At 66.6% G+C, this 16,715-nt stretch carries 15 protein-coding genes and 1 pseudogene; 7 read left to right on the top strand and 9 right to left on the bottom strand.

The genetic code is table 11. The annotated features are described in order from the left end of the window. From ACYQ1H_RS05230 to nadD, 4 genes are read left to right on the top strand one after another with little or no spacing between them, the layout of a single operon-like run. A complete protein-coding gene (locus ACYQ1H_RS05230; protein WP_460026983.1) occupies window positions 1-522 on the top strand; it encodes an LPS-assembly lipoprotein LptE in 522 nt (173 codons plus the stop codon). Next, window positions 519-1,562: a DNA polymerase III subunit delta gene (gene holA, locus ACYQ1H_RS05225; protein WP_460026982.1), complete on the top strand. Its 1,044-nt coding sequence runs from the start codon at window positions 519-521 to the stop codon at window positions 1,560-1,562. Before ACYQ1H_RS05230 ends, holA begins: the two co-directional genes overlap by 4 nt. Before the next feature lie 29 nt (window positions 1,563-1,591). Continuing rightward, a complete protein-coding gene (locus tag ACYQ1H_RS05220; RefSeq protein ID WP_460027019.1) occupies window positions 1,592-2,830 on the top strand; it encodes a glutamate-5-semialdehyde dehydrogenase in 1,239 nt (412 codons plus the stop codon). A 38-nt stretch (window positions 2,831-2,868) separates the two neighbouring features. Beyond that, window positions 2,869-3,516, top strand: a complete 648-nt coding sequence (nadD, locus tag ACYQ1H_RS05215) for a nicotinate-nucleotide adenylyltransferase (protein WP_460026981.1) — start codon at window positions 2,869-2,871, stop codon at window positions 3,514-3,516. Window positions 3,517-3,633: 117 nt separating this feature from the next. Here nadD and ACYQ1H_RS05210 read toward each other — a convergent pair whose 3' ends face one another. The 7 genes from ACYQ1H_RS05210 to ACYQ1H_RS05180 form a co-directional block, all read right to left on the bottom strand. Next, window positions 3,634-4,158 (bottom strand): PepSY domain-containing protein, encoded by a 525-nt coding sequence (locus tag ACYQ1H_RS05210; protein ID WP_460026980.1) that lies wholly within the window; start codon window positions 4,156-4,158, stop codon window positions 3,634-3,636. 288 nt (window positions 4,159-4,446) lie between these two features. Continuing rightward, window positions 4,447-6,858 carry an outer membrane protein assembly factor BamA gene (bamA, locus tag ACYQ1H_RS05205; RefSeq protein WP_460026979.1) on the bottom strand — a complete coding sequence of 804 codons (2,412 nt, stop codon included), beginning with the start codon at window positions 6,856-6,858 and terminating at the stop codon, window positions 4,447-4,449. Between the two features lie 86 nt (window positions 6,859-6,944). Beyond that, window positions 6,945-7,679 (bottom strand): phosphate signaling complex protein PhoU, encoded by a 735-nt coding sequence (phoU, locus tag ACYQ1H_RS05200; protein WP_460026978.1) that lies wholly within the window; start codon window positions 7,677-7,679, stop codon window positions 6,945-6,947. A gap of 90 nt (window positions 7,680-7,769) precedes the next feature. Further along, entirely contained in the window at window positions 7,770-8,849 is a 1,080-nt protein-coding gene (gene rlmM, locus ACYQ1H_RS05195; protein WP_460026977.1) for a 23S rRNA (cytidine(2498)-2'-O)-methyltransferase RlmM, read from the bottom strand. Between the two features lie 10 nt (window positions 8,850-8,859). Continuing rightward, window positions 8,860-10,128: a molybdopterin molybdotransferase MoeA gene (moeA, locus tag ACYQ1H_RS05190; RefSeq protein ID WP_460026976.1), complete on the bottom strand. Its 1,269-nt coding sequence runs from the start codon at window positions 10,126-10,128 to the stop codon at window positions 8,860-8,862. Next, window positions 10,109-10,696, bottom strand: coding sequence for a molybdopterin-guanine dinucleotide biosynthesis protein B (gene mobB / locus ACYQ1H_RS05185; protein WP_460026975.1), 588 nt, complete (start codon window positions 10,694-10,696; stop codon window positions 10,109-10,111). The genes moeA and mobB overlap by 20 nt, the downstream gene beginning before the upstream one ends. After that, a complete protein-coding gene (locus tag ACYQ1H_RS05180) occupies window positions 10,689-11,699 on the bottom strand; it encodes an NAD-dependent epimerase (RefSeq protein ID WP_460026974.1) in 1,011 nt (336 codons plus the stop codon). Before ACYQ1H_RS05180 ends, mobB begins: the two co-directional genes overlap by 8 nt. Window positions 11,700-11,954: 255 nt before the next feature. On the opposite strand from ACYQ1H_RS05180, the gene ACYQ1H_RS05175 reads away from it, so the two are divergent. The 3 genes from ACYQ1H_RS05175 (at window position 11,955) to argE (ending at window position 15,521) form a co-directional block, all read left to right on the top strand. After that, window positions 11,955-12,575 carry a TIGR04211 family SH3 domain-containing protein gene (locus ACYQ1H_RS05175; RefSeq protein ID WP_460026973.1) on the top strand — a complete coding sequence of 207 codons (621 nt, stop codon included), beginning with the start codon at window positions 11,955-11,957 and terminating at the stop codon, window positions 12,573-12,575. A 61-nt stretch (window positions 12,576-12,636) separates the two neighbouring features. Next, complete coding sequence (ilvD, locus tag ACYQ1H_RS05170; protein ID WP_460026972.1) at window positions 12,637-14,340, top strand: dihydroxy-acid dehydratase; 1,704 nt, start codon at window positions 12,637-12,639, stop codon at window positions 14,338-14,340. Between the two features lie 11 nt (window positions 14,341-14,351). After that, window positions 14,352-15,521 (top strand): acetylornithine deacetylase, encoded by a 1,170-nt coding sequence (gene argE, locus ACYQ1H_RS05165; protein WP_460026971.1) that lies wholly within the window; start codon window positions 14,352-14,354, stop codon window positions 15,519-15,521. Here argE and ACYQ1H_RS05160 read toward each other — a convergent pair. Continuing rightward, window positions 15,431-16,167 (bottom strand): annotated as a pseudogene (locus ACYQ1H_RS05160) (type II toxin-antitoxin system YhaV family toxin). The gene argE and the pseudogene ACYQ1H_RS05160 sit on opposite strands and share 91 nt — an antisense overlap. After that, window positions 16,160-16,489 carry a type II toxin-antitoxin system PrlF family antitoxin gene (locus ACYQ1H_RS05155; RefSeq protein WP_460026970.1) on the bottom strand — a complete coding sequence of 110 codons (330 nt, stop codon included), beginning with the start codon at window positions 16,487-16,489 and terminating at the stop codon, window positions 16,160-16,162. The pseudogene ACYQ1H_RS05160 and the gene ACYQ1H_RS05155 overlap by 8 nt, the downstream one beginning before the upstream one ends. Between the last annotated feature and the right edge of the window lie 226 nt (window positions 16,490-16,715).

Here is a 16,715-nt window from a genome sequence, read left to right as displayed (position 1 = left end):
ATGCGGCTGCATGGCAGGGGCAGGGTCCTGACACTGGCGGCCGCGCTGCTGCTGGCCGGCTGCGGTTTCCATCTGCGCGGCGATCTGCCCGGGACGCCCCAGGAAAAGACCTTCTTCCTGACCGGAATCAACCGTTCCAATCCCGTCTATGCCAATTTCGCGCAATCCTTGGCCGCGGCGGGCGGCACCATGGCGGCCAAGCCCGGCGACGCGCGGGCCATCGTCAACCTGGTCCGCGTGCGGCACATCCGCCGGCCCATCACGCTCAGTGCCGCGGGCCGGGCCAACATGTTCGACTTACGCCTCCTGGTGATCTTCGAGGTACAGAACGCCAAGGGCGATGTCCTCATCCCCGAGAAGGAGATCGAGGTCCGCCGCGAGTACTTCAACACCCAGGGTTCGCCCCTGGGGCAGGGGCTGGAGGAACGCCAGATGCGTGAGGAAATGGAAAAGGAAGCCGCCCAGACCCTGCTGCGGCAGGTCGTCTTCGGGCTGCGTGAGGCGCCGCCCCAGCCCGCGTGAAGGTCTACCCGGATCAGCTCGACGGCCAGCTCAAGCGGGAACTGGGGCCGGCCTACGTGCTCAGCGGCGACGAGCCCCTGCAGCTGATGGAGGCGGCGGATGCCGTGCGCCGGGCTGGCAGGCTCAGGGGGTTCCTCGGGCGCGAGGTGTTTTCCGCCGAGGCCGGCTTCGAGTGGGGACAGTTTCGCGCCGCCTGCGATGCCTACGCCCTGTTTGGCGAACCGCGGATTCTCGATGTGCGGCTGGCCGGCAAGCCCGACAGGCCCGGCGCCGAGGCCCTGCTGCACTTCGCCGAGCAGCCGCCGGACGATGCCATCTTGCTGCTCAGCCTGCCGCGGCTCTCCGCCAGCGACCAGAAAGCCCGCTGGTTCCAGGCGCTGGAGCGCCGCGGCGTGGTGGTCCAGGTCTGGCCGCTGGAGGGCGACAAGCTGCTGCGCTGGCTCGACTGCCGGCTCAACGCGCGCGGTCTGCTGGCCGACCAGTCCGGCCTCAGGTTGCTGGCTGCCCGCGTCGAGGGCAACCTGCTGGCCGCCGCGCAGGAGATCGAGAAGCTGCACATCCTGCATGGCAGCGGTCGGCTCAGTGACGAGCAGATTCTGCAATCGGTGGCGGACAGCGCCCGTTACGATGTCTTCGACCTAGCCGACCAGGTGTTGCGCGGACGGCTCGGCAAGGCCGCGCGTATCCTCGCGGGGCTCAAGGGCGAGGGCGTTGCCGCGCCGGTGGTGCTGTGGGCGCTGACACGCGAATTGCGCCTGCTCAACCAGCTGAAATCCGAGCTGCTGCGCGGCATCCCGGCCGAGACTGTGTTCAGCCAGCACCGGCTGTGGGACAGCCGCAAGGCGGCCCTGAGCCAGGCTCTGCAGCGGCTGGAACTGCCGACGATCCGCACGGCCCTGGTGCTGGCCGCCCGTGCCGACCGCATCATGAAGGGCGCCGAGCTCGGTGAGGACTGGGACGCCCTGTTGCAGCTCTGCGAACTGCTCAGCCACCCCGGCGCGGTCGGCCATCCCGCTTTTTCGACCACCACCTGTCACTGACGACCATGTCCGAATCCCTAGCCAGCCAGATGCGCCGACTCGGCGACAACGCCCGGGCGGCTTCGCGCGCCATCGGCCGCGCCGAAACCGCCGCCAAGAACCGTGCCCTGACAGCGATCGCCGAGGCGCTGCTGTCCGCTGTCCCGCGCCTGATCGACGAGAACCGCAAGGATCTGGATGCGGGCAGGGCGCGCGGGCTGGAGGCGGCGATGCTGGAACGCCTGTCGCTCAGCGAGGAGCGCATCCGGGCGATGGCCGATGGCGTCCGCCAGGTGGCCGCGCTGCCGGACCCGATAGGGGAAATCACCGGCCTGACGTATCGGCCCTCGGGCATTCAGGTCGGTCGCATGCGGGTGCCCCTGGGGGTTATCGGCATCATCTATGAGTCGCGGCCGAACGTGACCGCCGACGCCGCCGCTCTGTGCCTCAAGTCCGGCAATGCCTGCATCCTGCGTGGCGGCTCCGAGTCGATCCATTCCAACCGGGCCATCGCCGCCTGCATCCGCGAGGGGCTCGCCGTCGCGGAACTGCCCGCCGATGCCGTGCAGCTGGTCGGGACGACCGAGCGGGCCGCCGTGGGCGAACTGCTGCGGCTGGATGACTGCATCGACGTGATCGTGCCGCGCGGCGGCAAGGGCCTGATCGAGCGCATCATGGCCGAGTCGCGCATACCCGTCATCAAGCACCTCGACGGCATCTGCCATGTCTATATCGACGATCGTTGCGATCTGGAGAAGGCGCAGCGGATTGCCCTCAATGCCAAGACCCAGCGCTATGGCGTCTGCAATGCCATGGAGACCCTGCTGGTGGCCCAGCGCATCGCGCCGATCGTGTTGCCCGAGCTGGCCCGGCAGCTGCTGGAAAAGAGGGTCGAGCTGCGCGGTTGCGCGAAAACCTGCGCGCTGGTGCCGGAGGCCATCCCCGCCACCGGGGAAGACTGGGATACCGAGTACCTCGCGCCGATTCTGGCGATTCGCGTGGTGGCCGACATCGACGAGGCCATGGAGCACATTCACCGCCACAGCTCGCGGCATACCGAGTCGATCGTTACCGAGGATTACGGGCGGGCGCGGCGCTTCCTGCGCGAGGTGGACTCCAGTTCCGTGATGGTGAACGCCTCGACCCGTTTTGCCGATGGCTACGAATACGGCCTGGGGGCGGAAATCGGCATCTCCACCGACAAGCTGCATGTCCGCGGCCCGGTCGGGCTGGAGGGACTGACGACCCAGAAATTCATCGTGCTCGGCGACGGACAGGTGCGCGGCTGAGCCTTGCCGCATCGGCGTCGGCCGGGATGAGGGGACGCGTGATCGGCGTCTACGGCGGCACCTTCGATCCCGTCCATTACGGCCATCTGCGCACCGCGCTGGAGGTCGCCGAGATCCTCGGCCTCAGCGAGTTGCGCTTCGTACCCTGCCGGATTCCACCGCACCGGCAGACGCCCGGCGCCACCCCGCAGCAGCGGCTGGCCATGCTGGAAGCCGCTCTGGCCGATGCGCCGGCCTGCTTTCGCATCGACCAGCGCGAGCTGGAAAGACCGGGCCCCTCCTACATGGTCGACACCTTGGCCACCCTGCGCGGCGAGGTGGGGCAGGCGTCGCTGGTGTTGATCCTCGGGCTGGATGCGTTTCTGGGGTTTTACCATTGGCACCGCTGGCGCGAGATTCTCGATCTGGCCCACCTTGCGATCATGCGGCGCCCCGGCTTCCTGCCCGAGCCGGAGGCGGTGCTCGCGATGGAGTATGCGGCTCGCCGGGTACCCGATGCCGGCCAGCTGCGTGGGCGGCCAGCGGGTTGCATGTACGATCTCGCGGTCACGCCGCTGGCCATTTCCGCCAGCCAGATACGTGAACTGTGCCAGTCAGGCCGCAGCCCGCGCTACCTGACGCCGGATGCCGTGGTGCGGCAGATCGGAACACAGGGGCTGTATGCGGGCGTTGCCGGGCAAGGCTGAACCGATTCCGGCGACGGACTGATCCGTCGGGGGGATGTCGCAGCCGTGCGGGGCGGGCACCCATGGAGAGGGAAAGGGATGTGGCCATCCCTGGCCACGGCGGCGGGGGACGAGACCTTATTCCTTGCCGATCTGGTAGATCTCGCGCTGGTCGTCCTCGACGACGGCGCCGGTCGCGGCGTCGATTTCCATCTTGACTTCCTTGCCATCCGCCTGCCGGATGTCGAACTCATAGGACGCGTTGCCGTTCGACTCGATCTCGAATTCCATCTCGACAATCTCGCCGGGGTGGGCCTTCAGCGCGATGGTCTTGGCCTCTTCCAGGCTGATCTTGGCCTTGGCCTTGAACAGGGCATGGTCGATGGCATCGACTTCCTGTTCCTCCTCGGTGATCTTGCCGGTATTGGCGTTGCACTCGTACTCCATGGTCTTGTCCTTGCCGGCGATTTCGATCTCATAGGTCGGAATCTTGCCCTCATGCTTGAATTCCACCTTGACGACATCGCCGTTCATTTTCGCCAGGGCGGCCTGAAGACAGGTTTCCAGCCCGGCCTTGGTCTTGGGGATGGCAGCGGTTTCCGCCATCGCCACGGGAGCGCCCAGAAGGGCGACGCAGCCGAATGCCAGGGTAATCCTTTTCATGGTCTTGATCCTCGTCGAAGTGTGAAAGCAAATAGAGTATCCCGCTTGCGAAGCCTTGGCCACCGGGGCCCATCCGGCCAGCGCCATGCCATTTCTTCGCGTCGGTCAGGCTACGCGCGCGGGTTGCGGGGATGTGCCGGGCAGGTCGAGGGCATGCCGGCTCGGACAGTGCCTCCGCCAGGCGAAGGCCTTCCGGCGCACTTGACTGGGCCGGCGAGACGGCCCGGCCAGTCCGGCGCAGGCGTTCCAGGGATGCCCGGGCACGGTCCGCAGGACCGCGTCGCGATGCTAGAACGCCTGCCCGAACGAGAACTGGAACAGCTGTGTGCGGTCGCCGCGGACGGTGTTCAGCGGCCGGGCGATACTGACGCCCAGCGCCCCGAAGGGTGACAGCCAGCGCGCCAGCAGGCCCGGCGAGTAGCGGAGGAAGTCACCCTCCTCCTCGGCGAAACAGGGGGTGCTGCCGGCGCCCTGGGTGATGCCGCTCGGCGAGGCGACCTTGAAGGCGTCGCAGTAGACGTTGCCGATATCGAAGAAGGCGCCGAGCCGCATGTTCTTGCTGTCGGATATGAACGGCACCGGCGTCAGCAGTTCGATCGAGCTGACGATCTTGCTGGAGCCGCCCAGTGACAGGTTGCCGCCCTGGCCGAGCGCGTTCGGGATGGTGCGCGGACCCAGCGAGCTCGGATAAAAGCCGCGCATGACCTGCGGGCCGCCGGCAAAATAGTTTTCCCAGAACGGCAGGTAGGGGGTGTCGTTGTAGCCGTCACCATAGGCGACCTCGCCCATCAGCATCAGGGTCAGGTCCTCGGCCAGCGGGAAGTAGTACTGCGCCTTGTAGGCGGCCTTGAAGAAGTTGACGCTGTCGGTGCCGAAGACCGGGGGGGTGCCGAGGAAGGACAGGCGCTGCGCACCGCCGTCGGTGGGGAACATGGCCCGGTTGAGGGTGTCGTGGACGTATCCCACCGCCAGCGGGATGTAGTTGAAACCGTACTTGCTGGCCGCGCAGTTGTTCAGCGGCTCGTCCTTGCAGGCGTAATACTGGATGTAGTCGATGATTTCCTGCGAGGAGCGATAGCTGCCCTTGACGTTGGTGTAGTTGTAGTCGGCGTTGAAGCGGATGCTGTCGAATTCGCCCAGCGGGATGCCGAGATTGCCGCCGAGCTGACCGGTGTCGGTGGTGTAGTTGGCGAGGTTGATGACGTAGGCGTCGGTCTTCCGGTAGGCGGCATCGAAACCGCCGCTGACCCCGTCCAGTGTCACGTAGGGGTTGAAATAGCTGACCTGATAGATGGTGTTGATGCGGCTGTTGTTGAAGTTGAAGGCCACTCGCTTGCCCGTGCCGAAGACGTTGTCTTGGGTCACGTTGGCATTGAAGATGATGCCCTGCTGCTGCGAGTAGCCGACACCCGCCATGATGTTGCCCGAGGATTTCTCGACCACGTTGTAGTTGACGTCGATCTGGTCCGAGGTGCCGGGCACGGCGGGTGTTTCGACGTTGACTTCCTGGAAGTAGCCGAGCCGTTCCAGGCGCACCTTGGAGCGTTCGATCTTGGTGCTGGAGGCCCAGGCCGCCTCCATCTGCCGCATCTCCCGGCGCAGCACCTCGTCGCGGGTGCGCGTGTTGCCACGGAAGTTGATGCGGCGGATGTACACCTGCTTGCCGGGATCGACAAAGAAGGTCATGGCCACCGTCTTGCCGGTCTCGTTGATTTCCGGAACCATGTTGACGTTGGCGAAGATGTAGCCCTCGTCGCCGAGGCGGTCGGAGATGGCCTTCTGGGTTTCCGTCGCCAGCCGGCGGGAGAAGGTGTCGCCCGGGCCGATCTTCACCAGGGGCGTGATTTCCTCCGGCCGCACGATCAGCTTGCCGGTCACCTTCACATCGCTGACCTTGTAGATGTCACCCTCCTTGAGATTGACGGTCAGGTACATCTCCTTCTTGTCCGGCGTCATGGCCACCTGGGTCGACTCGATCTGCGAATTGATGTAGCCACGGTCCAGGTAGAAGGAGCGCAGCCGTTCGAGATCGGCCGACAGCTTCTGTTTCGAATACTGGTCGTCCTTGGTATAGAAGGACAGCAGGTTGCCGGTGCTGAGCTCGAACTCCTCCAGCAACTGCTCGTCGGTGAAGGCGTTGTTGCCGACGATGTTGATCTGCTGGATGGTGGCGACCTTGCCCTCGGAGATATTGATGTCGACCGCCACGCGGTTGCGCGCCTGGTCGGTCACGCTGGATTCCACCTTCACGCCGTATTTGCCGCGCGCGTAGTACTGCCGGCGCAGTTCCTGCTCCACCTTGTCGAGCACGGCCCGGTCGAACACCTTGCCCTCGGTCAGGCCGATGCCCTTGAGCGCCTTCTTGAGGTCGTCGGTACTGATGTCCTTGTTGCCCTCGATGGTGACGCTGGCGATGGACGGACGCTCCTCGACGATCACCACCAGGGTATCGCCGTCCTGTTCCAGCCGCACGTCCTTGAAAAAGCCGGTCTTGAACAGCGCCTTGATGCTCTCGGCCGACTGCCGCTGGTCGAACTCGTCGCCGACCTTGACCGGCAGGTAGTTGAAGACCGTGCCCGGCGACACGCGCTGCAGACCCTCGATGCGGATGTCCTGGATGGTGAAGGAATCCGCGGCCGGCGACGCCGGGGCGTGCAGCGTCAGGAGGAGCAGCAGGGCGGCGAGGCTGGCGCGGGTCATAGGCAGGGAGCGGTCGGTACCGGCCCGGTGGGGGCCGCGCGGCAAGGGGCGGAAGGCATCATGGGGCGGTGTGGCGGCACATGGGGTCAGCCTGACCGCAGGTCGCGCTCGACTTCATCGATGCTGATGTGGCGGATGTTCTTGCCCATGGCGTAGTAGATGACGTATTCGCAGATGTTGCAGGCACGGTCGCCGATGCGTTCCAGCGCCCGGGCCGCCCACATGATGTTGAGCGCCACGGGGATGGAGCGCGCGTCCTCCATCATGAAGGTGATCTGCTGGCGCATGATGCTCTCGTATTCGAGGTCGACCTGCGGGTCTTCCTGCACGACCCGCAGGGACTCGTCGACATCGATGCGGGCAAAGGCATCCAGCGCCTCGCGCAGCATGGTGCGGGCGTGCTGGGCAATCTGCTGCAGGTCGGTCAGCTGGTTGCGCTTGGCGAAATGATCGGCCAGCTCGACGGCGATGCGGGCGATGCGCTTGGCCTCGTCACCGATGCGTTCCAGATCGGTGATGGTCTTGATGACCGCCACCACCAGCCGCAGGTCGCGCGCGGCGGGTTGCCGCAGGGCCAAGATCTGCGTGCACTCCTCGTCGATGGCGACTTCCATCGAGTTGACCTTGTAGTCGTCCTTAATGACCCGCTCGGCCAGCTCGACATCACTTTCCAGAAGGGCGTTGACCGCCTGTTCCACCTGGGCCTCGACCAGTCCGCCCAGACTCAGCACGCGGTTGCGGATGGCGAGCAGTTCGTGATCGTACTGCTTGGAAATATGGTGATGACCGAGATCGCTCTCGACGTCGGAGACTGTCGTCATGCTGGGTCCTGGGCCGGAGATGGGGTAAGTGCGTGATTTGAATCGTCCGCGATTATAGTCCAAGTGCCGGAAAAAACCGTGAAACCGGTCTTACGGCAAGGGACCGCGGATGTCGGCATGGCCGGTGATTTCCGCCCGGTCATGATAGAGCTGCTTAAAGCGCAACCGGCAGAGCAGGCCGGTCGCGGCCAGTCGCGCCTCGATCAGACCCCGGCAGTCGAGAACGGTTTCGTAACGCTTCTTCATCGGCAGCTTGAGGTTGAAGATGGCCTGCCGGCAATGCCCGTTGGCCAGCCAGTCCGCCACCAGGGCGGCGATGCGGGTCGGCTGCTCGACCATGTCGCAGACCAGCCAGTCGACCGGTTTCGGTGGCCGGTAACGGAAGCCGTCGACCCGCAGGTGTTCGACGATGCCCGAGTCGAGCAGGGCGGGGTCGAGTGCGCCGTTGTCCACCGCCACGGTGCGGATGTGGCGGTGCACCAGCTGCCAGGTCCAGCCACCCGGCGCGGCCCCGAGATCCACGGCTGTCAGGCCGGGGCCGAGATCCCGCTCGGGGTGGCGCACGAACACCCGGAAGGCCTCGTCCAGTTTCAGGGTCGAGCGACTGGGCGCGCCGCGGGGAAATTTCAGCCGCGGTATACCCAGTGGCCAGGGCGAGGCATTGCCGGGCTGGCTCAGGGCGACGATGGCCGCCGTGCCGCTGCGGAAGAAGACATGCAGGCGCGGCTGGCCGGGATGCCCGAGCCAGCATTCCCGTTGCAGCGCCTGTCGCAGCGGCACGGCGAACTTGCGCAGCAGGACTGCCAGCGACTTGGCCTCGTTGGTGTCGGCGGTTTCCAGGAGCAGCTCGGAGAACCGTCTGCCGGTCTGCCGGATCAGGGCCAGCAGGGGCGACAGCCGGTCCGCCGGCGACAGCTCCTCGCAACGCCCCAGCACCCACAGCAGCTGCCGGGCGAAGATCAGATCGTCGAAGCGCAGCCGGTCCGCCAAGTTCCGCTCGGCCGATACGGACAGCCACTCCACGAGGCCGCCGTCCGGGGTGGCCCGGACATAGCCCGGGCTGCCCAGCGCGCTCGTCTGCGCGAGGATTTCGGCGGCGCATTCCTTCTCGAAGCCGGGACGGCAGTACAGCAGAAGGCCGCTCGCGGGCGAAGATGCCGGGGATGACATGGGCGAATCCTCAGGACGATGCGTCGGCGCTGGCCGTCCACGCCGGCGCGATGCCGAACGGCTCGACCTCCACCAGCTCGCCGGCGGCGACGCCGGTGCTGGCCGCCGGCAGGACGATGAAACAGTTGGCCCGGCTCATGGAGGTCAGCCGGTGGCTGCCCTGCGCCCTGAAGGGCGTGACGCTGACCGGATCGGCCTGCCAGTCCAGCCAGCCGCGCAGGAATTCCAGCCGGCCGGCCGGCTTGCGCACGGGCTGTCGGCAGACGGCCCGCCAGCGCGGGGCGGCGGTGGCGGCGCGGCCCGCCATGCGCAGCAGCGCCGGTCGCGCCAGCTGCAGGAACGTGACCATCATCGAGACCGGATTGCCGGGCAGGCCGAATACCGGTGTGGTTCCCAGCCGGCCGCAGACGAATGGCTTGCCGGGCTTGATGGCGACCTTCCAGAAATCGACCTCGCCCTCCTCGCGCAGCAGTTCGACGACATGGTCGGCCTCGCCGACCGAGGCGCCACCCGTGGTCAGCAGGACATCGGCGCGGCGGGCACCTTCCCGCAGGGCCTGGCGCAGGGCTTCGCGGTCGTCCCGCACCACGCCCAGATCGACGGCTGCCATGCCCAGCTCGGTCAGCAGCGCCGCCAGTACCGGCCGGTTGCTTTCGTAGAGGCTGCCGGGCAGCGGGGGTTCGCCCGGCAGGACCAGCTCGTCGCCGGTGGCAAGATAGGCCACACGCAATCGGCGACGGACGGCCACCTGCTGGCAGCCCGCCATCGCCAGCAGGCCCAGGTCCGCCGCCTGCAGGCAGCGGCCGGCCGGCAGCAGGAGGTCGCCGGTGCGCAGTTCCTCGCCACGCTGGCGGACGTTGTCGCCGGGCCGTGCGGGCTGGCGCGGATGCAGGGTGACGAATTCCTCCGCGCGTTGGGCCTCTTCCTGTACCACCACCGCATCCAGCCCCTCCGGCAAGGGGGCGCCGGTGAAGATTCGCACGCACTGCCCCGGTCCGACAGCAGTCTCATGGGGACGTCCCGCCCAGGCGGTGCCGGCGATCGCGAGACGCACATCGGGGCGTGCCTCGGCGGCGCGGACGGCATAGCCGTCCATGGCCGACTGGGTGAACGGCGGCAGGTCCAGCTGCGAGGGCAGGTCGGTGGCGAGGACGCGGCCCAGCGCGCCGGAAACCGGCACGGTTTCCACTTCCGCCACCGGTGTCACGGCGGCCTGCAGGCGCTGGATGGCTTCCGCCAGGCTGAGAAGGCCGGCCGGTCTATCGCAGATCGAGGGCATGGCGGGCGGCGGGCAGGAATATCCGGACGATGAAATCGGCCAGGCTGGCCGGCTGGTTGAGGTCGAGACAGGGCAAGTCGGGCAGGGGGGTGGGCGGGACGTCGGTCGCCAGGGCAATGACATGGGCGTCCTCCCGATACAGCGGGGGCTGGTCGAGGGCGGCGCGGCGCAGTTCGATCTTGGGAAAGGCCTCGTGCTTGAAGCCCTCCACCAGCAGGATGTCGACCGCCGACGGGTCCAGGTGGCGCAGCTCCTCGTCGAGCCGGGGATCCAGCGGTCGGGCGTGCTCGGTGATGATGGCGCGCCGGTGCGCGCCGCTCAGCATGACCGGGCTGGCGCCGGCCAGGCGCAGTTCGTGGCTGTCCTTGCCGGGGTGATCGATCTCGAAGGTGTGATGTGCGTGCTTGATCAGGCCGACCCGCAGCCCGGCCAGCTTCAGCAGCGGGATCAGTTGCTTCAGCAGCGTGGTCTTGCCGGTGCCGCTGTGGGCGGCGAAGCCCAGCAGCGGCACGCTGGCCCGCGGCAGGGCGTCGTAGCAGACCGGCCGGGTCAGGCCAGGCTCAGGCATGGCCATAGTAGTCGCGATACCAGTCCACGAAGCGCGCGATGCCGGTCTCGATCGGCGTTTTCGGCGCATAGCCGACGTCGCGCATCAGATCGTCGACATCGGCGTAGGTGGCCGGCACGTCGCCGGCCTGCATCGGCAGGAAGTTTTTTTCGGCCTGCTTGCCCAGACAGTGTTCCAGGACCTCGATGAAGCGCATCAACGCCACCGGTTCATGGTTGCCGATGTTGTAGAGCCGGTAGGGCGCCCGGCTGGTGCCGGGGTCGGGATGCTGGCCGTCCCAGCCGGCATTCGGCGTGGCGACATGGTCCAGCGTGCGCACCACGCCTTCGACGATGTCGTCGATATAGGTGAAATCGCGTTGCATGCGGCCGTGATTGAAGACATCGATGGGCCGGCCTTCGAGGATGGCCCGGGTGAACAGGAACAGCGCCATGTCCGGCCGTCCCCAGGGACCGTAGACGGTGAAGAAGCGCAGGCCGGTGGTCGGCAGTCCGAACAGGTGGCTGTAGGTATGCGCCATGAGCTCGTTGGCTTTCTTGGTGGCGGCATAGAGGCTGACCGGGTGGTCCACGTTGTGGTGCACCGAGAACGGCATCGCCGTGTTGGCGCCATAAACCGAACTGGACGAAGCGTAGACCAGGTGCTCCACCGCCTGCTGACGGCAGGCTTCGAGAATGTTGCAGAAGCCGACCAGGTTGGCGTCGATGTAGGCATGCGGATGGGTCAGCGAGTAACGCACGCCTGCCTGGGCCGCCAGGTTCACCACCCGCTGCGGCCGGTGGTGGGCGAACAGGGCGAACAGGGCGTCGCGGTCCTCCAGGGCGATGCGCGCCTCGGTGAAGCCCGGCTGTGGGGTCAGGCGCGCCAGCCGCGCCTCCTTCAGGCTGACTTCGTAGTAATCGTTGACGTTGTCGACGCCGACGACCTCGTCGCCGCGGGCCAGCAGGACGTGCGCGAGCGCGGAACCAATGAAGCCGGCGGTGCCGGTCACCAGAATTTTCATGTGGGAAGGCAGCAGGGAAGGATGGCGGAAAGGGAGGGATGATCGGTGCACTAATTTAGCATTCGGGGACGGTATGCATCGAGCATGTCCGCAACTGGCGGTCTGCACGCGTTGGGCGCCCGGCGGGCTTGCGTTAACATAGCCGGACTCGCCCGCTCGACCGCCAGGGACCGCATGGCTTCGATGCCGCCACGGAAAACACCCGGTGCCGGGGAGCAGGGAATGAATCACGCATTTCGGTAGCTTCGATACCCCATGGCGATTTTCCGCACGATCATGTTCCTGTTGCTGAGCCTGGGGCTGTTCCCGCTTCAGGCAGCCGAGACGGCGACCGCCTACATCGCCCCGGGTGCGTCGGTGGAACTCAGGAGCGGCTTGTCCCGGAAGGACAAGACGCTCGCCACGCTTGAGCCCGGCTCGCCTCTCAAGATCCTCAGGCAGAACGCCAGGCTGGGCTATTCCCGCGTGCAACTGCCGGGCGGCGAAATCGGCTGGCTGCCTTCCCGGGCGCTGACCCGCGAGGCGCCGGCCGTCGCACCGTCGTCGGCCGCGGCGCTGCCCGAGGCGGCGGAGACGACGCAGACGCCCCAGCAGCTACAGGCGGAAATCGGCCGCCTGCAGACCGAGCTGATTGCCGTGCGCCAGGCTTCGGCGGATATCCTGCGCATCCAGGCCGAGCGCGACCAGCTGCAACAGAGCGTGATTTCCCTGCGCCGCGAGCTGGAAACCGCGCAGCGCGACAAGCATGCCCTCAACGAGGACCAGAAACAGGCCTGGTTCCTGGTCGGTGCCGCCGTGCTGCTTGCCGGCATCCTGATCGGCCTGCTGCTGCCGCGCCTGAGCTTCCGCCGGCGCAGCCACTGGAGTTCCTTCTGACCCACCCGCGCAACCCTTTCCCGTTCACCTTACCTGCAACCACCCGGATGGCCCTGGCCCTATGAGCAATCACGAAGACAAGACCCGCCACTTCTCCTCCCAGGTCGTCGACGGCATGGAGCGCGCGCCCAGCCGCGCCATGCTGCACGCCGTGGGCTTCACCGACGCCGATTTCCAGAAGCCCCAGATCGGCATCGCCTCCACCTGGAACATGGTGACGCCCTGCAACATGCACATCAACAAGCTGGCCGACGACGCCGCGCGCGGGGTGGACGGGAACGGTGGCAAGGCAGTGGTATTCGGCACCATCACGATTTCCGACGGCATTTCGATGGGCACCGAGGGCATGAAATACTCGCTGGTGTCGCGCGAGGTGATCGCCGATTCCATCGAGACGGTGGTCGGTTGCCAGGGCTTCGACGGCCTGGTCGCCATCGGCGGCTGCGACAAGAACATGCCCGGCTGCATGATCGGCATCGCCCGCCTCAACCGCCCGGCGATCTTCGTCTACGGTGGCACCATCCTGACCGGCTGCCACGGCGAGAAGAAGCTGGATATCGTCTCGGTGTTCGAGGCCGTGGGCGCCCGCGCCAACGATCGCATCGACGACGCCGAACTCAAGGCCATCGAGGCCAAGGCCATTCCGGGCCCGGGCTCCTGCGGCGGCATGTACACCGCCAACACCATGGCTTCGGCCATCGAGGCCTTGGGCATGAGCCTGCCGGGCAGTTCGGCGCAGGCGGCCATCTCCACTGACAAGCAGCGCGACTGCGAGCGTGCCGGCGCGCAGGTGGTGAAGCTTCTGGAATTGGGTATCCGCCCCCTGGATATCATGACCCGCAAGGCATTCGAGAACGCCATCACGGTGGTCATTGCCCTCGGCGGCTCCACCAACGCAGTGCTGCATCTGCTGGCCATGGCCGATGCCTGCGGTGTGGATCTGTCGCTGGATGATTTCACCCGCATCGGCCAGCGCGTGCCGATGCTGGCCGACCTCAAGCCCAGCGGCCAGTACGCCATGGCCGAGCTGGTCGAGATCGGCGGCATCCAGCCCTTGATGAAGACCCTGCTGGACGCGGGCCTGCTGCACGGCGACTGCCTGACCGTGACCGGCAAGACCCTGGCCGAGAACCTGGCCGATGCACCCGCCTACCCCGAGGGGCAGGACATGATCCGGCCGCTGGACAGGCCGATCAAGAAGGACAGCCATCTGGTCATCCTCTACGGCAACCTGGCGCCGCAGGGCGCCGTGGCCAAGATCACCGGCAAGGAAGGCCTGAGCTTCACCGGTCAGGCGCGGGTGTTCGACTGCGAGGAGCTGGCGCTGAAGGCCATTCTCGACGGTACGGTGGTGAAGGGCGATGTCATCGTCATCCGCTACGAAGGCCCCAAGGGTGGCCCCGGCATGCGCGAGATGCTGTCGCCGACGTCCGCCGTCATGGGCAAGGGCCTGGCCAAGGATGTCGCCCTCATCACCGACGGGCGTTTCTCCGGTGGCACGCACGGCTTCGTGGTCGGCCACATTACGCCGGAAGCCTACACCGGCGGACCGCTGGCGATCGTCCAGGATGGCGACGGCATCACCATCGACGCCGAGCAGGCCGCCATCACCCTGCATGTCGACGAGGCGGAAATCGCCCGGCGCCTCGCCGCCTGGCAGCGCCCGGCGCCGCGCTACACCCGCGGCGTGCTGGCCAAGTTCGCCAGGCTGGCGGCCTCGGCCTCGGAGGGCGCGGTGACCGACAAGCACCTCGGCGATTTCTGAGGCATCCGGCCATGGCCCGGTGCCTGCCGCCCATCCCCGGGATGATCGCCGCGCTGATCGGCGAACCCTCGGTCAGCAGCGCCGACCCGCGCCACGACCAGGGCAATCTGGGCGTCATCCACCGGCTGGCGGAATGGGCCGAAGGCCTGGGCTTCCGGGTGGAGATCGATCCGGTCAGCCCGGGCAAGGCCAATCTGATCGCAACGCTGGGCGCTTCGTCATCCGCCGATATCCCCGGCGGATTGGTGTTGTCCGGCCACACCGACACCGTGCCCTGCAACCCGGAGCTGTGGGCCAGCGACCCGTTCACGGCCACCGAGCGCGATGGGCGGATTTATGGCCTCGGCACCGCGGACATGAAGTCGTTCCTGGCCCTGGCGCTGTGGGCTGCGTCCGCATTCGAGGCACGGGATCTGCAACGTCCGCTGGTGCTGCTGGGTACGGCAGACGAGGAGAGCTCGATGTCCGGCGCCCGCCAGTTGCTGGCCCGGAACCGGCGCCTGGGCCGCCAGGCCGTCATCGGCGAGCCGACCGGCCTGAAGCCCATCCGCCTGCACAAGGGCGTGATGATGGAGTCGATCCGGGTGCTGGGTCGCGCCGGCCATTCCAGCGACCCGTCGCTGGGGGCCAACGCCCTGGTCGGCATGCATGCCGTCATGGGCGAGCTGCTGGCCTGGCAGCGGGAATTGCGCGAGCGGCATCGCAACCCCGCCTTCGCGGTCGATCATCCCACCCTCAACCTGGGCGCCATTCACGGGGGCGACAATCCCAACCGCATCTGCGGTGCCTGCGAGCTGCTGATCGACATCCGGCCCCTGCCGGGCATGTCACTGCCGGCGCTGCGCGAGACCCTCGAAACCCGCCTCGCCGCCACTCTGGCTGCCTTCCCGGGGCTGCGCCTGGAGGTCCGGCCGCTGTTCGCCGGTGTCCCGCCCTTCGAGAATCCGGCCGATGCCGAATTGACCCGTACCTGCGAGGCCCTCAGCAGTCACCCCGCCGGCGCGGTCGCTTTCGGCACCGAGGCGCCCTTCCTCGGTGAGTTGGGGCTGGACACCATCGTCATGGGTCCGGGTTACATCGAGCAGGCACATCAACCGGACGAGTATCTGCCCCTGGCGCACATCCCGCCGGCAATCGACCTGTGCACCCGGCTGATCGAGCGGTTTTGTCTGCGAGACTGAACGCCTGTCGGGAAGCGCACGGCGCATGAGGCGCTTGGGTGTCGGACCGAATGCCCGCCCAGTGTCAAAGCGGCGCCCGTCGCTCGCCTGATGGCCTGCGCGTTGGCGCTCTGCCTGAGCAAGGGCCGAGGCATCGCCTTATGTGAGGTGGAGCAAGTCTTGTGGATTGATGGCCGCAGCGAACCATCGCAGCCGTTGTCCCTCAGGCCGGGCCTCGGCCAGCAACTGGTTCCAGTCATCCGGCGGAACACTCGGTAGGCGTCGTTGTTGTTCTCATAGGCGCACTTGGTGTCCTCGTCGTTGACCCAAGCGAACACGATCACCTTGCCTGGCCCGTGGTAGCGAAAAAAAGCCGGTGCTGTTGGAGAAACTTCGCCCGGAACCAGTGCTTGTGATCGTTACCAAGGGTGCCGCCTTGGCGGTACTCCGGTCGGGTCGGATCTTGCGGGATGATATCGAAGGCCAGCTTCGTGATGGCCGCCAGCTGCTTGCTGGCGTTTTTCCTCACGTACCCGACCGGATCCTTTTGCCTTGATATCTCGACCTGCCGTGCCAGCGCCCCGATCTGCGCGAGGAACAACGGGTGAGCGAAGACCGTCCAGCCGCGAATGACCAGAGGGGTGGGGGCTTGCCCGGGCTCATTCATCATCTGCCGAGAGGGTGGCATCGAGATCGGCTTCGACGCCGCCGACCAGCGACTGGAGCCGTTGGACAAAGTCAGCATCCATGGCCTGCAAGCGTTCGGGGTGGCTGGCGATATCGCGGGCGAGGAAGCCCAGGAACCGTCCAAGCACCGGGTCGTCGCCCTCGGAAGGTTCGACGCGAGTCAGTACCACCTCGCCGTTGGGGCGGATGGTGTAGTGGATTTTGTTGCGTTTGCCGAGCCGAAGGGCGCGACGCACGGTTTCCGGCACCGTCGTCTGGTAGCGGTCGGTCAATGTGGATTCGACTTCGAGGGTGGCGGGCATGGTGTTTTCCAGTCAACAGAATGAACGCCTTGCGGGGCAATGCAATCGCCTTGCTTTGGTCAATGCAATTGCATTGCCTGCGGATGTGTTCAGCGCTTCCTTGGCGCCGCAGGTTCAAGATGGTTTTTATATGTGGCCAATTTAGGCTCCTCACAGGCAACGCTAAGAGAGCTGCCGGATGGATGTTGCTTTAGCCGTGTGAATTCCGCCTGGAGAGCGTCATTGC

This window comes from Methyloparacoccus murrellii (genome assembly GCF_054657115.1).
This window is presented reverse-complemented; position numbering and strand designations above follow the sequence as displayed.

Coding starts and splice junctions, on each gene's coding strand:
- ACYQ1H_RS05230 (WP_460026983.1), top strand. CDS start 1: ATGCGGCTGCATGGCAGGGGCAGGGTCCTGACACTGGCGGCCGCGCTG.
- ACYQ1H_RS05220 (WP_460027019.1), top strand. CDS start 1,592: ATGCGCCGACTCGGCGACAACGCCCGGGCGGCTTCGCGCGCCATCGGC.
- ACYQ1H_RS05210 (WP_460026980.1), bottom strand. CDS start 4,158: ATGAAAAGGATTACCCTGGCATTCGGCTGCGTCGCCCTTCTGGGCGCT.
- bamA (WP_460026979.1), bottom strand. CDS start 6,858: ATGACCCGCGCCAGCCTCGCCGCCCTGCTGCTCCTCCTGACGCTGCAC.
- phoU (WP_460026978.1), bottom strand. CDS start 7,679: ATGACGACAGTCTCCGACGTCGAGAGCGATCTCGGTCATCACCATATT.
- rlmM (WP_460026977.1), bottom strand. CDS start 8,849: ATGTCATCCCCGGCATCTTCGCCCGCGAGCGGCCTTCTGCTGTACTGC.
- moeA (WP_460026976.1), bottom strand. CDS start 10,128: ATGCCCTCGATCTGCGATAGACCGGCCGGCCTTCTCAGCCTGGCGGAA.
- mobB (WP_460026975.1), bottom strand. CDS start 10,696: ATGCCTGAGCCTGGCCTGACCCGGCCGGTCTGCTACGACGCCCTGCCG.
- ACYQ1H_RS05180 (WP_460026974.1), bottom strand. CDS start 11,699: ATGAAAATTCTGGTGACCGGCACCGCCGGCTTCATTGGTTCCGCGCTC.
- ACYQ1H_RS05175 (WP_460026973.1), top strand. CDS start 11,955: ATGGCGATTTTCCGCACGATCATGTTCCTGTTGCTGAGCCTGGGGCTG.
- ilvD (WP_460026972.1), top strand. CDS start 12,637: ATGAGCAATCACGAAGACAAGACCCGCCACTTCTCCTCCCAGGTCGTC.
- argE (WP_460026971.1), top strand. CDS start 14,352: ATGGCCCGGTGCCTGCCGCCCATCCCCGGGATGATCGCCGCGCTGATC.
- ACYQ1H_RS05155 (WP_460026970.1), bottom strand. CDS start 16,489: ATGCCCGCCACCCTCGAAGTCGAATCCACATTGACCGACCGCTACCAG.